The 19229-nt window shown below is 57.3% G+C and carries 21 protein-coding genes; 10 read left to right on the top strand and 11 right to left on the bottom strand.

Annotated features, from left to right (window positions below):
- Positions 1-70 precede the first annotated feature (70 nt).
- From RUM8411_RS01765 to purB, 4 genes are all read right to left on the bottom strand, one after another.
- Positions 71-1144: a flagellar motor switch protein FliG gene (locus RUM8411_RS01765; RefSeq protein WP_234995108.1), complete on the bottom strand. Its 1074-nt coding sequence runs from the start codon at positions 1142-1144 to the stop codon at positions 71-73.
- Between the two features lie 86 nt (positions 1145-1230).
- Positions 1231-1773 carry a tetratricopeptide repeat protein gene (locus RUM8411_RS01760; protein ID WP_085820900.1) on the bottom strand — a complete coding sequence of 181 codons (543 nt, stop codon included), beginning with the start codon at positions 1771-1773 and terminating at the stop codon, positions 1231-1233.
- Positions 1774-1877: 104 nt separating this feature from the next.
- Complete coding sequence (locus RUM8411_RS22415) at positions 1878-2030, bottom strand: adenylosuccinate lyase (RefSeq protein ID WP_143534802.1); 153 nt, start codon at positions 2028-2030, stop codon at positions 1878-1880.
- Between the two features lie 124 nt (positions 2031-2154).
- On the bottom strand, positions 2155-3459 hold the full coding sequence (purB, locus tag RUM8411_RS01755; protein ID WP_085820899.1) for an adenylosuccinate lyase: 1305 nt from the start codon (positions 3457-3459) through the stop codon (positions 2155-2157).
- Between the two features lie 88 nt (positions 3460-3547).
- On the opposite strand from purB, the gene RUM8411_RS01750 reads away from it, so the two are divergent.
- The 5 genes from RUM8411_RS01750 (at position 3548) to RUM8411_RS01730 (ending at position 6000) form a co-directional block, all read left to right on the top strand.
- On the top strand, positions 3548-3880 hold the full coding sequence (locus RUM8411_RS01750; RefSeq protein WP_085820898.1) for a hypothetical protein: 333 nt from the start codon (positions 3548-3550) through the stop codon (positions 3878-3880).
- A complete protein-coding gene (locus RUM8411_RS01745; RefSeq protein ID WP_085820897.1) occupies positions 3877-4299 on the top strand; it encodes a DUF6314 family protein in 423 nt (140 codons plus the stop codon). Before RUM8411_RS01750 ends, RUM8411_RS01745 begins: the two co-directional genes overlap by 4 nt.
- 75 nt (positions 4300-4374) lie before the next feature.
- The gene (locus RUM8411_RS01740) at positions 4375-4962 is read left to right on the top strand and encodes a biotin transporter BioY (protein WP_085820896.1); all 588 of its coding nucleotides are present in this window, start codon (positions 4375-4377) and stop codon (positions 4960-4962) included.
- Between the two features lie 142 nt (positions 4963-5104).
- Positions 5105-5662 (top strand): hypothetical protein, encoded by a 558-nt coding sequence (locus tag RUM8411_RS01735; RefSeq protein ID WP_234995107.1) that lies wholly within the window; start codon positions 5105-5107, stop codon positions 5660-5662.
- An 11-nt stretch (positions 5663-5673) separates the two neighbouring features.
- Positions 5674-6000 (top strand): hypothetical protein, encoded by a 327-nt coding sequence (locus RUM8411_RS01730; RefSeq protein ID WP_085820895.1) that lies wholly within the window; start codon positions 5674-5676, stop codon positions 5998-6000.
- Between the two features lie 22 nt (positions 6001-6022).
- Here RUM8411_RS01730 and RUM8411_RS01725 read toward each other — a convergent pair whose 3' ends face one another.
- Complete coding sequence (locus RUM8411_RS01725; protein ID WP_085820894.1) at positions 6023-7237, bottom strand: bifunctional alpha/beta hydrolase/OsmC family protein; 1215 nt, start codon at positions 7235-7237, stop codon at positions 6023-6025.
- Positions 7238-7475: 238 nt separating this feature from the next.
- Between RUM8411_RS01725 and RUM8411_RS01720 the strand changes: the two genes are divergently transcribed.
- Positions 7476-7691: a hypothetical protein gene (locus RUM8411_RS01720; RefSeq protein WP_085820893.1), complete on the top strand. Its 216-nt coding sequence runs from the start codon at positions 7476-7478 to the stop codon at positions 7689-7691.
- On the opposite strand, the gene dddP is transcribed toward RUM8411_RS01720, so the two are convergent.
- Complete coding sequence (dddP, locus tag RUM8411_RS01715; RefSeq protein WP_085820892.1) at positions 7675-9018, bottom strand: dimethylsulfonioproprionate lyase DddP; 1344 nt, start codon at positions 9016-9018, stop codon at positions 7675-7677. The genes RUM8411_RS01720 and dddP overlap by 17 nt on opposite strands.
- A gap of 122 nt (positions 9019-9140) precedes the next feature.
- Here dddP and RUM8411_RS01710 point away from each other — a divergent pair, with 122 nt between their 5' ends.
- Positions 9141-9884 carry a heme-dependent oxidative N-demethylase family protein gene (locus tag RUM8411_RS01710; protein WP_085821087.1) on the top strand — a complete coding sequence of 248 codons (744 nt, stop codon included), beginning with the start codon at positions 9141-9143 and terminating at the stop codon, positions 9882-9884.
- A gap of 36 nt (positions 9885-9920) precedes the next feature.
- Here the strand turns inward: RUM8411_RS01710 and RUM8411_RS01705 are convergent, their stop codons facing one another.
- From RUM8411_RS01705 to RUM8411_RS01685, 5 genes are all read right to left on the bottom strand, one after another.
- Complete coding sequence (locus RUM8411_RS01705) at positions 9921-10835, bottom strand: hypothetical protein (protein ID WP_085820891.1); 915 nt, start codon at positions 10833-10835, stop codon at positions 9921-9923.
- A 199-nt stretch (positions 10836-11034) separates the two neighbouring features.
- Positions 11035-11823, bottom strand: coding sequence for a lytic murein transglycosylase (locus RUM8411_RS01700; RefSeq protein WP_085821086.1), 789 nt, complete (start codon positions 11821-11823; stop codon positions 11035-11037).
- A 67-nt stretch (positions 11824-11890) separates the two neighbouring features.
- Complete coding sequence (locus RUM8411_RS01695) at positions 11891-12535, bottom strand: MSMEG_1061 family FMN-dependent PPOX-type flavoprotein (RefSeq protein WP_085820890.1); 645 nt, start codon at positions 12533-12535, stop codon at positions 11891-11893.
- A gap of 100 nt (positions 12536-12635) precedes the next feature.
- Positions 12636-14042 carry a type I glutamate--ammonia ligase gene (gene glnA, locus RUM8411_RS01690; protein WP_085820889.1) on the bottom strand — a complete coding sequence of 469 codons (1407 nt, stop codon included), beginning with the start codon at positions 14040-14042 and terminating at the stop codon, positions 12636-12638.
- Between the two features lie 34 nt (positions 14043-14076).
- Positions 14077-14415, bottom strand: coding sequence for a P-II family nitrogen regulator (locus tag RUM8411_RS01685; protein ID WP_050602105.1), 339 nt, complete (start codon positions 14413-14415; stop codon positions 14077-14079).
- 169 nt (positions 14416-14584) lie between these two features.
- Between RUM8411_RS01685 and RUM8411_RS01680 the strand changes: the two genes are divergently transcribed.
- The 3 genes from RUM8411_RS01680 (at position 14585) to tig (ending at position 19146) form a co-directional block, all read left to right on the top strand.
- Positions 14585-16204: an NAD(P)H-hydrate dehydratase gene (locus RUM8411_RS01680; RefSeq protein WP_085820888.1), complete on the top strand. Its 1620-nt coding sequence runs from the start codon at positions 14585-14587 to the stop codon at positions 16202-16204.
- A gap of 302 nt (positions 16205-16506) precedes the next feature.
- The gene (locus RUM8411_RS01675; protein WP_085820887.1) at positions 16507-17631 is read left to right on the top strand and encodes a porin; all 1125 of its coding nucleotides are present in this window, start codon (positions 16507-16509) and stop codon (positions 17629-17631) included.
- A gap of 183 nt (positions 17632-17814) precedes the next feature.
- Positions 17815-19146, top strand: a complete 1332-nt coding sequence (gene tig / locus RUM8411_RS01670) for a trigger factor (RefSeq protein WP_085820886.1) — start codon at positions 17815-17817, stop codon at positions 19144-19146.
- Positions 19147-19229: the final 83 nt, after the last annotated feature.

Below are 19229 nucleotides of genomic sequence, written 5' to 3'. Positions count from 1 at the left end.
GGGTCAGACATACAAGGCGTGTTCCCCGACCACAAGCGTTCCGATGGATCGCTTGCCTAAGCAATACGGGTTAGTCTTCGCTGTCTTCCTCGACAAGGGTGATCGCACCTTCGTCCACCAGGGTTCGAACAGCGCCTACGACCTGAGTCATTGTCTCTTCGGCATCCGATTGCCTGACCTTGCCGCGTTCGGCGATCTCCTCACGTAGGTTTTCGGCCATCCTCGCGGACGTGTTGGCCAGCAGAAACTCGGCGGCGGTTCGATCCGCATCTGAGGTTCCCCCAGCCAATGCTGTAACCAGAACGGCCTGATCGACGCCTCGCAGGATGGCAGGTGCATCCCGGGGCTGGATCCTTGCGGGGATATGGGCGAACGTAAAAATCGACTGATGCACGACGGTGGCGAAATCCGAATCCTCTTCGTCCAGCGCGTCCAACAACCCGTCCCGCGTTGACGCGGCTGACTGGTTCAGGATCGCCCCGACGCGCGCACCGGGCCCGTCGGCAAAGGCTTGTGAGGGGCGCTGATCCAGTTGTGCTGCCAGCGACCAGCCGATGCGTTCCACCGCTTCGGGAGAAACATTAGCGGTTTTCGACACAGCATAGGTGATCCGGCGCGCAATCGGGCCGGGCAGGTGACCCAACAATTGCGCGGCCTTGGCGGTTTCCAGTTTGGACAGCATCACCGCGGCGATCTCGGTGCTTTCCGCCTGCGCCATTGCGGCCAGATCTTCGGTCGAGATTTCACGCAAACGCTGCCAGGGATCTCCGATCTGCCGCACGCCTGCAACTTTGCGCAGCCGCGCCGCCGTTGCCGGGGCGATCTTGCCGTCTACCGCATCCAGCGCCCCGGCCAAACCATGGGGGAAGGACAGGCCGACGCTGTCCAGCGCCTCGGCGAACTCCTGCGCGACCGAATCCAGTGTCACCCGATCCACAAGGCCCATTTCGCCTAGCTGATGGGTCAGCTTTTCCTGCAGCGCATCGGGAAGTTCTTCCAGCGGTATATCGGCGCCCTCATTCAGCAGAAGCCGAACAACTACAGCGGCCTTTTGCCGATTACTTAGCGAACGCGCGACAACACGGGACGCGTCGCCAGTCTGTTCTGCGGCTGGGGTGGCTGCGCCAGACGCAACCTGTGTCAAAGTGTTTGTGTCCTGCATCTGCCTGCGGTGCCAAAGTTCTGTTCCACAGGCAGATTACAGAGAGTCGGGTAAAGAAAGACTGAAGCCTAGTAACTATAAGTCAGCCCGGTGCGTATCGCCTCGCGCAGCGAGGCTTCGGCCCAAGTGCCGTCCCCGCCACGCGCTTTGATTTCGCGCCACTGTTCGATGGCCAGATCGGTGCGTCCTTCAGCGACAAAACCTTGCGCCATGTACGAACGGGCCAGAATATTGTCCGGGTTAGCCTTGATCGCGTTCTCGTAGAAAACGTTCGCCAGTTCCAGTTCGCCCATCTTGCGGTACGTAAACCCCCAATAGGTCAGCACGCGGTCGTCACTCTGATCCATAACCCGCAGAACGTCCTGTGCGTTTTCGAACTGCCCGTCATAGGCAAGTTCGCGCACGGCACTATAAAGCTCATCTTGGGTAAAGTTGGTTTTGTCTGGTTTCACACAGCGTCCGCGATCCTTGTCATAGACACGACCGAACAGGCATTTCTTTGTTGTGTTTGTCGGCTTGGGCGGGTTGGCACCACCACCACCCGCGGCGTGCAAGGCTGGGGCAAAGGCAAAGGCCTGAATGGCGATTGCAGAAGCTAGTACGAGACGCATTTTCCTACTCCGTTCACTGGGCTGCTCTGATCAAGCATAGCGTGATCTTCTAAAAAGCTAACAATCGCGGGCTCGCTTTTATTCACAAGTAGGAAAGAAAATTCTTAGCTGTTGATGATTTCAGTGCAGCTTTGGCTTTCAGCGTCCCAAGAACTGCCAGGCGCGCAGGATTGGGTTTGCTTGGAATGGCCGCTACAGGCCAGCGCAACCGAGGCACAGCAACCAAAGGCCAGGGCGCAGATGAGTGTACGGATCATAGTGTTTCTCCTGTTCGGAAATACTCCGCAACCATACCCGATTTCGACCGGCCTGGCAAAAACAACAAGGCCCGGGTCGCGTCGCGCGCGCCCGAGCCTGCTGAACCGTTTGATAGGTCTGGATTTATTCGCCAAACACGCGGGCGAAAATCGTGTCGACATGCTTGGTGTGATAGCCGAGGTCAAACTTTTCCTCGATTTCTTCGACGCCAAGGGCGGCGGTTACATCTGGATCGCCCAAAAGTTCGGTTTTGAAGTCCTTGCCTTCTTCCCAGACCTTCATCGCGTTGCGCTGCACCAGACGATAGGCGTCTTCTCGGCTGACACCGGCCTGGGTCAGGGCCAGCAGCACGCGTTGGCTCATCACTAGACCGCGGAACTTGTTCATGTTGGCCAGCATGTTTTCAGGGTAGACTACCAGCTTGTCGATCACGCCGGTCAGGCGAGACAGGGCAAAGTCCAACGTAATGGTTGTGTCGGGACCGATGTTGCGTTCCACGGACGAATGAGAGATGTCGCGCTCATGCCAGAGCGCCACGTTTTCCATCGCAGGCACCACGGCCATACGGACCAGACGGGCAAGACCAGTCAGGTTTTCCGTCAGTACCGGGTTGCGTTTGTGCGGCATGGCCGACGATCCTTTTTGGCCTTTTGAGAAAAACTCCTCGGCCTCCAGAACCTCGGTCCGCTGCATGTGGCGAACTTCGGTGGCGATGTTTTCGATGCTGCTGGCGATCACGCCCAACGTGGCAAAGAACGCAGCGTGACGGTCCCGTGGGATGACCTGTGTGCTGATCGGCTCGGGCACCAGGCCCAGTTTGTCGCAGACATGGTCTTCTACCCGGGGGTCGATATTGGCGAAAGTGCCGACTGCACCGCTGATCGCGCCGGTGGCAATCTCGGCCCGAGCATCGCGCATACGGGACAGGTTGCGGTCCATCTCGGCGTAGAAACGGGCGAAGGTCAGGCCCATGGTTGTTGGCTCGGCGTGGATACCGTGGCTGCGGCCGATGCGGACGGTGTCCTTATGTTCGATCGCGCGGCGCTTGAGCGCGGCCAGCAGACCTTCGAGATCAGCGATCAGGATATCGGCGGCGCGGGTCAGCTGCACGTTAAAGCAGGTGTCCAACACGTCCGAACTGGTCATGCCCTGATGCACAAACCGCGCCTCGTCGCTGCCGACATGCTCGGCCAGATGGGTGAGAAAGGCGATGACGTCATGCTTGGTGACGGCCTCGATCTCGTCAATGCGGCCCACGTCGAACTCTACATCCTTGGCTTTCCACACGGCCTCGGCGTTTTCACGCGGGATCACGCCCAGATCAGCCATGGCATCGCAGGCATGGGCCTCGATCTCGTACCAGATGCGGAACTTGGTCTCGGGCGACCAGATGGCGACCATATCGGGGCGGGAGTAACGTGGAATCATTGGCAGCGGCACCTTTTTATGATTGGGATGAGGCGTTGGCGCGGGGTTTAAACGCACCCGCACAAGGGAACAAGGCGCGAGTGCAGGTATGAGACGGTTTGCCCTGATTTTAGCCCTCTGGCCCGGGGTTTTGGCCGCGGAAGGTTTCCAGCGGCTGAGCGGGGACGAGATTCTGTCTGCACTGGTCGGCAAGAAGCTGGGATATGGCGACGGCATCTGGCAGACATTCGATGGCGCGATGGGAACGCAGTATTTCTCGGGCCGTCCCAGCGCGGGTCGTTGGGCGGTGCGCAATGGCCAATATTGCTCGGTTTGGCCGCCATCTGATCTGTGGGCTTGTTATGACGTGCTGCAAAGCGGGGATGTGATCCGGTTTGTTGATGAGAGCGGTGGTGCCACAGACGGGACCTACGCCGAATGAATTTGCCCACTAGCCTTGCTGATTTCGAAGGCCACTGGGCATTGACGCGCACCATCCGCGATGCGCGGGCCGGGCAGGTGGTGCAGGCCGAAGGTGTGGCGCATCTGCACCGAGGTGCGGACGGGCTGATCTATGAGGAAGAGGTGACGCTGCGCATTCCCGGCCAACCCGAGATGAAAGGTACCCGCAGGTATCAATGGCGCGATGGTGCGGATCACGTGGCGGTTCATTTCGACGATGGCCGCTACTTTCATGCGCTCAGGTTGGGTGCGCCACGGGTGTCTGATCACCATGATTGCCCGCCTGACAGCTATGATGCAGTTTATGATTTCACTGCCTGGCCGCGCTGGAGCGTGCGCTGGAATGTAGCAGGACCCCGAAAATCGTACGAAATGGACACCGAATACATGCTGCGATAGCGTAATCATCTTGCAGATGCGGCGCTGGCAGGGCATTCCTGTCGCAGAATCTCGGTCCGCTAAGGGAGAAAACACATGAATGCAAACGTACTGGCCAACGCATTTGGCCCGCGTGAGGGGACAGCACTCCGCGTCAAACAGGTTGTTCTGGTCGTGCTGGGCATCGTTGCCCTGGCAATCGCCGCAAAAATCAAAGTGCCAATGTGGCCGGTTCCGATCACGATGGGAACCTTTGCCGTTCTAACCATCGGCACCGCCTATGGCGCGCGTCTGGGTCTGGTCACCATGATGGGCTACCTGCTGATCGGTGCGCTGGGCTTTGATGTCTTCGCAGGATCATCGGCGGAAAAATTTGGCCTGACTTACATGATGGGCGGCACCGGTGGATATCTGGTCGGCTATGTGCTGGCTGTGTTGGCCTTGGGTGCGCTGGCCGCACGCGGCTGGGACCGCTCAGTTGGCAAGATGACGCTGGCACTGGTGCTGGCCAACGTGCTGATCTACGTGCCTGGCCTGCTGTGGCTGGGTCAGCTGTACGGATGGGACCAGCCGATCCTGGAATGGGGTCTGACACCGTTCCTGGTTGGTGATGTGATCAAGCTGGCGCTGGCTGCGCTGTTGATCCCCGGCCTGTGGAAACTGGTGGGCAACGCCCGCAGCTGATTTCCGGCAAATAAACAAAAAATACACCCGCGTCCGGAGGTTTCCGGGCGCGGGTTTTTTTGTTGCCGGGGTAACGAGATACTGGACAATTCCTGCCGCTGCGGTTCAAGCTGAACCCTCAGACAAAACAGGTTATTGAGATATGCGTATTCTTTTGAGTTCCGCGTTGCCGATCTGCACAGCGATGTGGCTGACGGCCAGCCCTTTATCGGCCGAGACGCCGGTTACTTACACCGACCAGGGGCGTGGGTTGTTCTCCTTTGCTGTTCCCGATTTCTGGACATTGCGCACCGGTGGCCCGCGCGAGATTGAGGACACTGATCTGGGCGATCCGCGCGCTGTTGCGCGAGTCATGGGCGTGCGTCCGGTAACCGATGATAATGTCTGGATGGGGTTCGTTTCACCCAGCGGAATACGTTCGATAGAAGACGGTCTCAGATATCTCGAGGACGTGGACAAGTTTCTGGTCAAGAACCCGACCGTTTCGGACACTAGCCGCACCCGCATCGGCGGATTACCCGCCCATGTCATTCGGGGCACGGGCAATCGGGACGGGCGTGGCGTGAATTTTACCGCAGCTGTGATTGACCTGCCCAAAGGGCGCATCGCCGTTGTGGTGACGATCCTGCGCGAGGGTGCTGATCCGGCATATGTCGAAGACCTGAACGCCGTGTTCGCGTCGTTCCGGGCCCTGCAGTGAGGAGAGCGCACATGACCCGCAGATTTTTTAAACGCGCGATCCTGGCTTTGGGCCTTGGGGCTGCAAGCCTGACATTGTCGGCCTGTGATGGAGTCACGGTTGGTGTGGGCTATGGCTATGACCCGTTCTACGACTCGATGCTGTGGAATGATTACTATCACGATGTCGACGTGGATATCGATGTGGACCGGCCAAATCGCCCGCGTCCACCCGAAGGAAGACCCCCAAACAGGCCGAACCCACCTGTTGGGAAACCACCCGCGCGTCCGCGTCCGCCGGTGGCACGCCCGCCTTCGGCCAGACCACCCATTCACCGTCCGGCGCCGCGCAGGCGCTGAACGGGGGCGGGTGCCTAAAGTGTCAGGTCAGCAATTCCGTGGTAATGCGGGCTGACCCTTCCAGTGTGCGGTGGACAGGGCATTTATCCGCTATTTCAAGCAATCGGGCGCGTTGTTCGTGATCCAACGGGCCCTCAAGGCGAATCTTGCGCCGAAACTGATCGACCTTGCCGTCCCCGGCCAGGCCCGCGTCCTGCGCGTGGACCTTGTCGTGGCACACATCAACGGTGACGCTGGTCAGCGGCCATTTTTTCCGCCGCGCGTACATGCGGATTGTCATCGAAGTGCAGGCCCCCAGACCGGAAGACACAAAGCCATAAGGAGACATACCCCGATCAGTTCCACCGTACGAGGCCGGTTCGTCGGCCACAGCGTGGTGCCGGGGTCCGGATTGAATATCCTGCTGGAACCCATCGGGATCAGCCTCGGTCACGCGCACAACCCCTTCGGGCGCGCCCGGAGGCGGGGCAGGTGGGTTCAGCGTGACATAACGCGAAACCCAGGCCGATATCACGTCGGCCGCGTAATCGGCGTCCGAGGCACGGGTGATCAGATGATCGGCATCATCCAGCGTCACAAAACTTTTGGGGTGTTTGGCGGCCAGAAAGATAGTACTGGCATTATCGATGCTGACGGTTTCATCCCTTGGTGCGTGCAGGATCAGCAGCGCCGCCTTTAGGTCGGCAATCGCGGGCGTCAACGCGGTTTCCGAAATGTCATCAACAAAGGCTTTGCCTATCCGGAAGGGACGACCGCCCAGCGTGACCTCGGCCGAGCCTTCCTGTTGAATCTGGGTCATCGCGGCCTCAAAGTGATGGGCGACATGGCCGGGATCGGCGGGCGCACCCAGAGTGACTACTGCCTTGACGCTGGGAATTCCGGCGCGCGCGCGCAAAACGGCGGCCCCGCCCAGGGAATGCCCGATCAAAAGGGCAGGCGCCATGTTTCGCCCAGCCAGGTAGTGCGACGCTGCCAGCAGGTCTTCGATATTCGAGGTGAAGGTTGTGTTGGCAAACTCTCCACCTGAGTGCCCCAGACCGGTGAAATCAAACCGCAGGACGGCGATACCCATTGTGGTCAACCGGGCCGCAATACGGCGGGCGGCCGGGATGTCTTTTGAGCAGGTAAAACAATGCGCAAACAGCGCTGTCGCCAGTACCGGCCCATCGGGCAAGTCAAGGCGCGCAGCCAACTGGTTGCCGTCGTGACCGGCAAAAGTAATGCGTTCGGTGGGCATGTCAGGTCCTTACGTATCGGGTTGGAACCAATATTGTGTGCTTGCGCCGCATGGCTCAACCCCATTGTAAGAGGCGTCACGGGAAGGTGAGTGAATAATACGAAAATCCCCGGGTGGTCACGGCGGTTCTTGAGGGTTCAATTTTTGTGATGTATAACCGGTCAATTATTCGTTTTAATAATTAAAGCCGTGCCTCCATCTTACAGCTATACGCAAGTTCTCAGCCAAGGAGGCTCACATGGCACATATCGCAACCGCCCCGCGTGGCATCATTTTTCGTCCCGACATTCTGGCGGCAATTGCGCTGGCCGGCGTGCTTGGGTTCACGTTTGGCCAAAACTGGTCTTCGCCGACGTCATCCAACGTCGCGGCCAGCGCGCCGCTGTCCGAAGACTGGCACGGCAATGTCCGCCGGTCGCATTGGTCACCCCACGGCGTTACTCCAAACCCATAAGCTGCGGGTCGAACGGGTAGGTCGAGAGGTTTTCATAGCCATCCTCGGTGATCAGGACCTGATCTTCGAGCTTGATAGAGAAATCGCCACCGACCTCACTCACCGCCGCTTCGACGCACAGCACCATGCCGGGCTCTAACGCATAGTCGTAGGCGCCCGCCACGGCCTTGTCCGGATAGGCGACCAGTGGCCATTCATCACACAGACCCACTCCATGCATCAGGCAGCCATATTTCTGGGCCTGAAACTTGTCGTCCAGTTTGTGGCAATTCGCGGTCAGATCCGGGATCATCACACCGGGTTTCAGCATCTCCATGTTGGTCATGATGTGTTCATGCGCATGCTGCATGGCATAGACCATGTCGGGCCGCGGTTTCTGATCCCCGATCCACCAAGTGCGTGAGATATCGACGCATATTCCGTATGACCCGACCAGGTCGGTATCAAAGGCGATGATTTCATTGTTCTGCGTGATCCGCGGTCCGCATTCCTGAAACCAGGGGTTGGTGCGCTGACCCGACGCCAGCAACCGCGTTTCGATCCATTCACCGCCCCGGCGGATGTTCTCGGCATGCAGGATGGCCCAGATATCATCCTCCGAGGTCTTGCCGTCGCCGACATTCGCCCGTGCAAAGCGCTCCATTTCCGCAACGGCGGTTTCGCAGGCATGGTTAGCGCAACGCATGGCCAGGATCTCATCCGGGCCTTTTACCGCGCGGGACTTTTCGGTGACCTCTTCGCCCTCCATGATCTCAAAGCCCTGCGCCTCGAGCGCGCGCAGGCCGTGCAGCATGATCTTGTCCACCGCCAGCCGTTTGTTGCCGCCGCCATGGGTGTCGATCAGCGCGCGCACCTCGTTCGAGAACACATCTGCTGCCACGTCCACCTTGTCGCCGCGATCAAAATAGAACAGGTCTGCGCCTGAGCGTTGTTCACGCACTAAGGGGTTGAATTTGGACAGAAACGGCGAGTTTTTGTAATCCCAAATCACCATGTACCCATCGGCACATAACAGTACGGCACGGAACGGGTTGTGGGTATTCCACAGCTGCATATTCGTGCTGTCGGTGGCATAGCGAATGTTGAGGGGGTCGAACATCAGCAGACCGCCATAGCCGCGATCCACGATGGCCTTGGTCAGGCGTGTCCACCGGTATTCCCGCATCTTTGCAAGGTCAGGCAATACCAACCCGGCGGCGTCCCATTCAGCAAAGGCCAGCTGCGTGGGGCCAATCTCGACCCGGTCCATATCGTTGGGTGTGCCGTCGCCCAGGGTTGCCCCCTTGGTCGGATCGATCTTACGGGTATCCCGATAGTGTTGGTTCATGCTGGGCCTCCCTGCCTAATTATTAAGCGTGTAGAAACATTTCGGAAGCGTCTTGGTATTTTGCGACGACCTGTCCGTCGCTTTTTGACCGACAAACAGACGCGCGGATGGTAGATCGGGGCATGACGACCATCCTGCAAACCTCCATCCCGTATGATCCGCTCAACCCGCGTGCCTTACCCGGCATCCAGCCCACCAGTATGGACAATTGGCTGCTGCGCGACGACGCGTTTGCAGCTCAGATGCAACGGCGAGAGGCCTTACTGGCCAATCACCGGTCTGATGTGTTGGCCCTGGACCCGGAATCTGAACCGGCAGCGCAGGAGCTGTTGGAGCTGGTCTTGACCCACGCCTACGGTGGTGTTGCGGATCAGGTGACGCGACCGGACGGGCAGACTGTTTTGATAGATCGTTCCCGGCCCTTGGATACCTTGTGCAAACTGGTGCAGGAGGACCTGTGCATTCTGCAAAAACGTGGGGATGAACATGTTCTGACCGGCGCCATATTGTGTTTTCCAGCCAGTTGGAGCTTGTCCGAGAAATTTCTGCGACCGTTGATCGACATTCATATCCCGGTCGACAGCTATGACATAAGTATCGCGCGGCGCGTGCAGCGTCTGTTTGACGGCATACAGCCGGGCCGACCGCTGTGGCGGTTCAACGCGCTGACCTATGAGGACGCTGAACTGTTCCAACCGCGCAGTGCCAATGCGCCACGCAGAGAAAGAAACGCGCAGACCGCACCGTATCTGCGCAGTGAACGGCAGACATTGTTACGGTTGCCTGAAACACGGGCGGTGATATTCTCGATCCACACCTATGTTCTTGAGTTGGAGCACCTGCCAAAAATGGAAAACCCCGCCTGATGGCGGGGCCTCCAAGGAGGGTCTTTCTAATTTGTGCTACATGCCTAGCACATTAGCAACACCGGCGAATGCCCCGCTTGTGCTGAGAGCGGAAATTGCGACGGTGTAGGCAAGTACCTGAGTATTCAGACGAAAATCTTCGCCCTTGATCAGGTTAACAGCGGCCATAGAGGCCGCGATCGGAACTGACACACTAGCCACGGCACCCGTCAATCCCCAACTTGTCAGTCGCAGGATGTCACTGGGTTGCTCGTGATCGAGGGGGCGTGTGTCACCGTCCCGATCAATAGGCTGCTCGATGGTTTCTGTCCGAAAAGCAATGCTGAGCAATTGCTCGTCCGACAACTGGATCGGCCGGGCTGCTGGTTTCAGCGCCTGTTTTTGTGGCTCATCCAGGTCTTCTTCTGCAGGAATGTCCATGCCCGCGAACGGGCCGGAAACTGCCTCGAATATCTGTTTTCTGTCCCTCTGTTTGGACGGGGTCAGTGTGTCAAACGCACTCATGAACTGTTCAATAGTCAGAACTGTGTTAGGCGATAGCCACTCGACACGTTGTGTCGCGCAGATATCGACCATCCGGTAAAGGATCACCACCATCATCAACTCTGAAACTTCGCTGTCGTCCAGCAAAGGCGAGACCGGAGAGATCGTGATCACCAGCCGGTTCTTCGGCAGGGTCACACTCGGGCGGTGGGCAGTTTTCAAACCTGCGGCCCGGTCCATACGTTCGAACCGCTCGGTGGTCTCGGGCACCTGAGTGTCCAGCGTGAGGCGCACCAGATACTGACTGGTCACGATGCTGGCCTCGTTGAGGCTTGTCAGAGTTTTGCGCTCGACCAGGTGACCATAGTCTTCAAGGGTCATCGCAACGATGGCACCAAAGCGCTCGATCGCGCCTTCTGTCTCGCCGTCGAATTGCAGACCGCCATGATAGCTGTGCTTCGGGTTCACCGCACTGTCCTTTGTCGCAAACTGTCTTGGGAAACAATTTACCGGGCGATATGGGACAGATTTAGGCAAAAATGGAAAAAAATGAAAAAAACGCAGGATTGATTACGCTATGGAAACCAAGGCATTTTGAGGGCCATTTAATCTCTGTGGCAACAATGTGGCCGGATTGGGTTCGGCAATTGCAATGCCGTCAACCGGCTTACCCATCGATTCGTGCAGCCATAATGGCAATGGATTTCTGATAGACCGAGGCGGCGTTCCACTGCTGAATTACCGCGAAATTTGGTTGCCCCGGTTGATAACCCCGACCCGGTTTCCACCCTTTCTTACGCAGAAAATTGGCGGTTGAGGCCAACGAGTCGGTCATGTTGTAGAAATCAACCCGACCATCACCGGTGGCATCGACCCCATAGGTCAGAGCATTGCCGGGCAGGAATTGCGTGTGCCCAAGTTCGCCATGTTTTGCCCCTTTTGTACCTGTCGTAATGCTGCCTTGATCAACCAGTTTCAAGGCTCCGATGGCGTGGGGAACAAAGAACTCGGATCGTCGACAATCATAGGCCAGTGTTGTGATTGCGGAAACGATCTGACTGTCCCCCATGAAATTCCCAAAGCCTGTTTCCATGCCGTGAATGGCAATCAGAACACCAGAGGGGACGCCATACTGACGTTCAAGTGCGGCATAGAATTGCGGATTGCGTGCCTTGCGCTTGCGCCCCTGTGCCACGATGGTATCAGCCCCCCGCACCCGCATGAATTTGTCCAGCGAGTACTTAAAGCTCTTCTGATTTCGGTCCGCGGCAATGGTGCGGGTGGCATATTGGCTTTGCGCCAAGGCCTGCAACCCCTTCTTTTTGACGCCCGCCTTTCGGGCTTGCTTGGCAAAGCTTGATTTCCACGATTCAAATCCAGCACCGGTGTTGCCGCATGATGCAGACAAAGCAGGAGAGGCAAGCAACAGGGCAATGGCGAAAACTAAACGAAGCATGGCGGGCAATCCGATCCGATCAAAATCCACGCTCAGCGTAACCGCAGCGAGGGTATTGGCAAAGAGGTTAGTACAAGTCCAATTCACCGCTTTTCTTGAGATGCTCGAACCATTCCTCGGGAGTGGATTTGATCCTCGCGTGTTTCACCATCATCGCATTCATATTGGGCAGCTGCGATGAGTCCGGCCAGTCGTCGGGCTGCCACAGATGGGATCGCATCACGCACTTTGGGCAATGGGCAAAGACGGTTTCGACGTGGATCAAAAGCGCCAGCTTAGGCGGGTGATCATTCACGGTCATTGTTGCCAGCAGGTTTGGATCAGCAGAGATTCGGGCGGTGCCACGTATGCGCAGCGTCTCCATTTTGCCGGGAACAAAGAAAATTACGCTGACCCGTGGGTCCTTGAGGACATTGTGGAAGGTGTCCACGCGCTTGTTGCCCGGGCGGTCGGGGATCGCAAACATAGTGTCCGAGAGGATTTGAACAAACCCGGCTGGATCACCGCGCGGCGAGATGTCCAGATGCCCGTCAGGATTGGCCGAGGCAATTAGGCAGAAAGACGAGATGGCAATAAAGTCCCGACACATCTGATCCAGGGCGGACAGTTCCTTGTCGATGATCTGGGGCAGGGGGACTCCAGCTATTTTCTCCAATTCCTCGGCCGAGTTCACAAAGTCGGTGTAACTCGAGAAGGAGTTATCTGATGACATGAGTTCTCTCCTAACTGGGTAGCCAGAGTGTGAAAGATCATGCCAAACGAAACAAGGGCGCCCGAACGGACGCCCTTGCATTTGAAGAGTCGCGCCTGGATCAGCAGCTGTAGTACATGCCGTACTCAACCGGGTGCGGGGTGTGTTCGTAAGTTTCGACCTCTTCCATCTTCAGCGCGATATAGCCGTCGATCTGGTCTTTGGTGAACACGTCGCCCTGCAGCAAGAAGTCATGATCTGATGCCAGCGCTTCCAGTGCTTCGCGCAGGCTGCCGCAGACGGTCGGGATGTCAGCCAGTTCTTCGGCGGGCAGATCGTACAGGTTTTTGTCCATGGCTTCGCCCGGATCGATCTTGTTCTTGATGCCGTCCAGGCCGGCCATCAGCAGCGCAGCAAAGCACAGGTAAGGGTTCGCCGCCGGGTCAGGGAAGCGGGCCTCAACGCGTTTGGCTTTCGGGCTTTCGGTCCACGGAATACGGACACAACCCGAACGGTTGCGGGCCGAGTAGGCGCGCAGAACAGGGGCCTCGAAGCCCGGGATCAGACGCTTGTAGCTATTGGTCGCGGGGTTGGTGAAGGCGTTCAGGGTCTTGGCGTGCTTCAGGACACCACCGATGAAAAACAGCGCCTCGTCCGACAGATCAGCGTATTTGTCGCCTGCAAACAGCGGTTTGCCGTCTTTCCAAATCGACATGTTCACGTGCATGCCGGTGCCGTTGTCGCCTGCGATCGGCTTAGGCATGAACGTAGCCGATTTCCCGTAGGCGTGTGCGACATTGTGGATGACGTACTTGTATTTCTGAAGCTCGTCGGCCTGTTTGGTCAGGCTGTCAAAGATCAGACCCAGTTCGTGCTGGCAGGACGCAACTTCGTGGTGATGCTTGTCGACCTTCATGCCCAGACGTTTCATGGTCGACAGCATTTCCGAGCGCAGATCCTGTGCTTCGTCAACGGGGTTTACCGGAAAGTAGCCACCTTTGACGCCGGGACGATGGCCCATATTGCCCATCTCGTATTCGGTGTCGGTGTTCCAGGACGCGTCTGTTGCATCAACTTCATAGGACACCTTGTTGATGCTGTTGGAAAAACGAACATCGTCAAACAGGAAGAATTCCGCTTCGGGGCCCATATAGGCGACGTCACCGATGCCGGACGCTTTCAAGTAGGCTTCGGCTTTCTGCGCGGTGCCGCGCGGGTCCCGCTCATAAGCTTCGCCCGTGTCGGGCTCCACGACCGAGCAGTGCACACAGATCGTTTTTTCCGCATAGAACGGATCGACATAGGCGCTTTCGGTGTCGACCATCAGCTTCATGTCCGATGCTTCGATCGACTTCCAGCCTGCGATGGACGATCCGTCGAACATAAAGCCCTCTTCGAGGAAGTCCTCGTCGACCTGATCGGACATCAGGGTCACGTGTTGCAGCTTGCCGCGCGGGTCGGTGAAACGGACGTCGACATATTCGGCGCCTTCGTCCTTGATCAGCTGAAGAACTGCGTCCTTGCTCATTCTCTTATTCCTCTGAATTGAAGATTTGGTCTTGTTACAGTGCGTCCGAGCCGGTCTCGCCGGTGCGGATGCGAATAGCTTGTTCAACGGGCGAGACAAAAATTTTGCCGTCGCCGATCTTGTCTGTCTTGGCGGCGGAAACGATGGCCTCGATGGCGGCATCGACCTGATCGTCATCCAGGACGACCTCGACCTTCACCTTGGGCAGAAAGTCGACCACGTATTCCGCCCCGCGATAGAGTTCGGTGTGGCCTTTTTGACGGCCAAAACCCTTGACCTCGATCACGCTGAGGCCCTGGACGCCGACGTCCTGCAATGCCTCTTTCACTTCGTCCAGTTTGAACGGCTTGATGATCGCTTCGATCTTCTTCATCCCGGGCTCCCTTTAACGCTTGTCAGGATGGCACTGACCACGTCTAAGTTCGGTCAGCAATCTGATTGCGAAATTGGCGGTGTACAGGTGCTAAGAATTTAGGCGAGGGTCTAAATTTTCACCATCTTGCACAAAAAATAATCAGAATTGAATCGCTGAAGGACTTGAGATGACGGAATTGCTGACAGCGGCGCAGATGCGGGCCATCGAACAGGCAGCGATTAAGTCCGGTCAGGTGACAGGATTGGAGCTGATGGAGCGCGCAGGTCGCGGCGTCGTCGAGGCGATTTTCGAGGAGTGGCCGGAGCTGGCAAAATTCTCTGGCAAAGCTGTGATTTTGTGCGGGCCGGGGAACAATGGTGGTGATGGGTTCGTCGTTGCGCGGCTGTTGAAAGAGCGGGGCTGGGAGGTGGACGTCTTTGTGTTGGGAAGGCCCGAGAAGCTGCCACCCGATGCCCTTACAAATTACGAGCGGTGGTGCACGCTTGATGACAGCTCGGTTACTGAAATGAGTAGACTGGCCGATGCGCGCATTTCAGGCACGTGCCAGCTTTTTGAAGCGGACATCGTCGTTGATGCGCTGTTTGGTACTGGTCTTACGCGTCCCCTTGGTTGGGCACACAATGAAGTTGGGGAAGCCTTTGATCTGGATACGAGGGCTATCAACCGAATGGTGGCGATAGACGTTCCGTCTGGGCTTTGTGCAGATAGTGGTCGGGTTCTCAGTGAGTTGGAGCGGACCGAGGATAGAGACCCACATCGCGTCACCGCATCGAAGATTCCGTTCCACGCAACTCAAGCCGAGTTAACTGTGACGTTTCATCGTGCAAAAACTGGGCACCTATTGTCGGATTCTGCAAATACATGCGGCAAATTGGTGATAAAAGATATTGGGTTAGGGTCAAACTGCGCCAGTTGGAAAAATGAGATTGTCACCGCTGGGGCTGTATCAGCCGATCATTTGGCCAAAGGTAGCGGGACCAACAAGTTTTCTCATGGCCACGCGCTGATCCTATCAGGAGCGCCCGGCAAAACCGGTGCCGCACGGCTGGCGGCGCGGGGGGCTTTGCGTATCGGGGCGGGGTTGGTGACGCTGGGTGTACCGCCTGCGGCGCAGTTGGAAGTGGCCGCGCAAGTCACAGCCATCATGTTGCAGCGGGTCGATGGTGCTGAGGCGCTTTCGGATATTTTGCGCGATGAGCGGATGAATGCGCTTTGCTTCGGCCCTGGATTGGGGCTCGAGCGTGCACGCGCGCTGGCACCTGTGGCACTGGCGGCAAGGCGACCGACAGTGCTGGACGCGGACGGGCTGACAGCCTTTGCTGATGATCCTTCAGTTTTGTTTGGTATGTTGCATGAGGGTTGCGTTCTTACCCCGCACGGAGGGGAGTTCGCACGGCTGTTCCCGGACATTGCTGCGAAGTTGAACGCGATCCCGACCCAAGGCCCGGCTTTTTCCAAGGTGGACGCAACGCGCGAGGCCGCGGAACGGGCAGGGTGCGTGGTTCTGTTCAAGGGACCAGACACAGTGATTGCCGCGCCAGATGAGCGGTGTTCTATCAGCTCGGCCTTCTATGACCGTTCCGCCCCGTGGTTGGCGACAGCCGGGTCAGGCGATGTTTTGGCGGGGTTTATCACTGGATTGCTGGCGCGCGGGTTTGATGCCATGGCAGCCGCTGAAACGGCGGCATGGCTGCATGTGGAATGCGCGCTTACGTTTGGGCCGGGTTTGATTGCCGAAGATCTTCCCGAGCAGCTGCCTAAAGTTCTAAAAGAACTGAATATTTGATTGTTTGAGCGGCTTTTGGCCGACGAGGCCGGCTTTCGGCTGTAAATGGCCGACGGCTTTGCCGCCAAGTCAAAGCGAATGTTTGCCAGACACATAACCAGCCGTCAGAATTTTCCAAGAGCATGTCTCTGGCCGCAGGGTAGCTGCGGATAACAATTTGAAAATAATCGGATTAATTCCGGCCATTCAAAGCCTGAGTGGCGATTGTGCAATAGCTTGACACTATGGGCGAAGCCTCTGAACCCTCAGCCATCTGAGCGTAATCCGGAGGTACCTGAAACCGGAATTTCAAGGTGAGTGAGATGACCCAGAACTTAAAACTGTCTTCGATAGCTGCAATACTGACCGCGACGACGGCAATTCCAGCCGCGGCTGAGCTTAAGTACGAAAACAACAGCGGCGGCTACGTCCTGTTCTACGGCCAACTGAACCCGGCAATTGTCTCGGTAGATGATGGTGAAGAAACAGAAACCCGTTTGCTGGACAACGACTTGTCCAACAGCCGGGTGGGGCTGCGCCTGATGCAACCTTACGGAAGCAATGAGTTCATGTTCCGGTTTGAAACCGGTCTGGGTCTTCCAAGCACCGGAACCGCCAACCAGAATGGCACCAATACCAATGGCTGGACCCGCGAAGACATCCGCCATGTCGATTTCTCGTTGAAAGGCGGATACGGTAAATTCTCTGCGGGGCAGGGCAGCATGGCATCTGACGGGGCTGCGGAAGTGGATCTGTCTTATGTGGGAACTGCGCTTTATTCGTTTACAAACGATGAAAACGGCGCGTTTTTCTACCGCGATCCTAACGGGATGTTGAGCACCATCACTGTTGGCGACTCGTCCAGCAACTTTGACGGCGCACGCCGCGGACGTATCCGATACGATACGCCGGACTTCAACGGGTTCTCGGCCGCCATTGCCTATGGTCAGAACATTTTGTCCAGCAGTGATGATGACGACTATTACGATATCGCGGTTTCCTACAAAAATACCTTTGCCGGCGGCGTTGAGTTCGCGGCCTCTGTCGCCTACGCCGTGCGCGACTTTGATGGCAGCTCGGGTGAACGGAAAGATACCATTGGGTCTGCTTCGGTTCTATTACCCAGCGGGCTCAGCTTTACTGCTGCACTGGGGTCGCGTGATGATACGGCGTCGGGGGCCAGTGATCCGAATTACTGGTACACGAAACTGGCCTATGAAGGGGATTGGGTGTCCTGGGGCAAAACCGGCGTCGGTGTCGACTATTTCGACGGGTCGGATTTCGAAAATGACGGTTCCAGCACCAAATCCTGGGGTATCGCTGTCGTCCAGCGCTTTGACAGTATCAACACAGATGCCTACCTGAAATACCGCAACCACGACTTCGACGACACCGTCGATTTTGACCAGAACGAAGCCTGGGTTTTAGGCGCGCGCTGGAGATTCTGATCCAGCCCCGCAAAACAAACGGCGCCTCGGTTCTGTCCGGGGCGTTTTTTTGTCCAAATAGGCGGCAAAACAAGGCTGATCCGGGCTTTGCCCCCTTGCACGCAGGCGGCTGGGCAAATAGAAGGCGTCAAATTTGCCCGGCGCGCCGTTTTGCGCGCCCCGAATCCTATGGGGACTACCATAATGCAGGTTACCGAGACGCTGAACGAAGGTTTGAAACGCGGCTACAATATCGTCGTATCCGCAGCTGAGCTGGACGACAAAGTTAACGAGAAACTGGTCGAAGCGCAGCCTGAAGTCGAGATGAAGGGTTTCCGCAAAGGTAAGGTGCCGATGGCCCTGCTGAAAAAGCAGTTTGGCCAACGCCTGATGGGCGAAGCGATGCAGGAGAGCATTGACGGCGCCATGAACCAGCATTTCGAGGACAGCGGTGAGCGTCCTGCGCTGCAGCCCGAGGTCAAAATGACCAACGAGGACTGGAAAGAAGGCGACGACGTTGAGGTCGCTATGTCCTACGAGGCCCTGCCGGAGATCCCGGAGGTTGACCTGAAATCGGTTGAGTTGGAAAAGCTGGTTGTCAAAGCAGACGACGCAGCCATCGAAGAGGCACTGACTAACCTGGCCGAAACCGCGCAAGACTTTAAGGCGCGCCGCAAGGGGTCTAAAGCCAAGGATGGCGATCAGGTTGTGATCGACTTCGTTGGTAAAGTGGACGGAGAAGAATTCGAAGGTGGCTCGGCCGAAGACTATCCGCTGGTGCTGGGCTCCAACAGCTTTATCCCTGGCTTTGAAGAGCAACTGGTTGGCGTGAAAGCCGAAGAAGAAAAAGACGTCAGCGTTGCCTTCCCTGAGGAATACGGCGCCGAGCATTTGGCTGGTAAAGATGCTGTGTTCACGTGCACAGTGAAAGAAGTAAAAGAGCCAGTTGCCGCTGAAATCAACGACGAGCTGGCCACCAAGTTTGGTGCCGAAGACCTGGCGGCTCTGAAAGGTCAAATTGCCGAGCGTCTGGAAGCAGAATACTCGGGTGCCTCGCGTGCCGTCATGAAGCGGGCCCTGCTGGACGCTCTGGACGAGAAAGTATCGTTCGACCTGCCGCCGTCGCTGGTTGAGGCCGAAGCCAAGCAAATCGCCCACCAGCTGTGGCACGAGGAAAACCCGGACGTGGAAGGTCACGACCACCCCGAGATCGAGCCTACTGATGAGCACAACAAACTGGCCGAGCGCCGCGTGCGTTTGGGCCTGCTGCTGGCTGAACTGGGCCAGAAGGCCGAGGTTGAAGTAACCGATGCCGAGATGACCCAGGCGATCATGAACCAGGCGCGTCAGTACCCGGGTCAGGAGCGTCAGTTCTTTGAATTTGTGCAGCAGAACGCTCAGATGCAGCAGCAGCTGCGTGCGCCGCTGTTCGAAGACAAGGTCATCGACTACGTGTTTGAGCTGGCTCAGGTTGCAGACAAAGACGTCAGCAAAGACGATCTGCAGAAAGCCGTTGAGGCACTGGAAGAGGAGTAATCCTCTTCCGCCCATCCCCATATGGGCACAAAAAGAACGGAGCCGTCTAAAACAGACGGCTCCGAGTGGGTGGCTTTGTACTT

The organism is Ruegeria meonggei, from assembly GCF_900172215.1.
In the GTDB taxonomy this organism is placed as follows: domain Bacteria; phylum Pseudomonadota; class Alphaproteobacteria; order Rhodobacterales; family Rhodobacteraceae; genus Ruegeria; species Ruegeria meonggei.
This window is presented reverse-complemented; position numbering and strand designations above follow the sequence as displayed.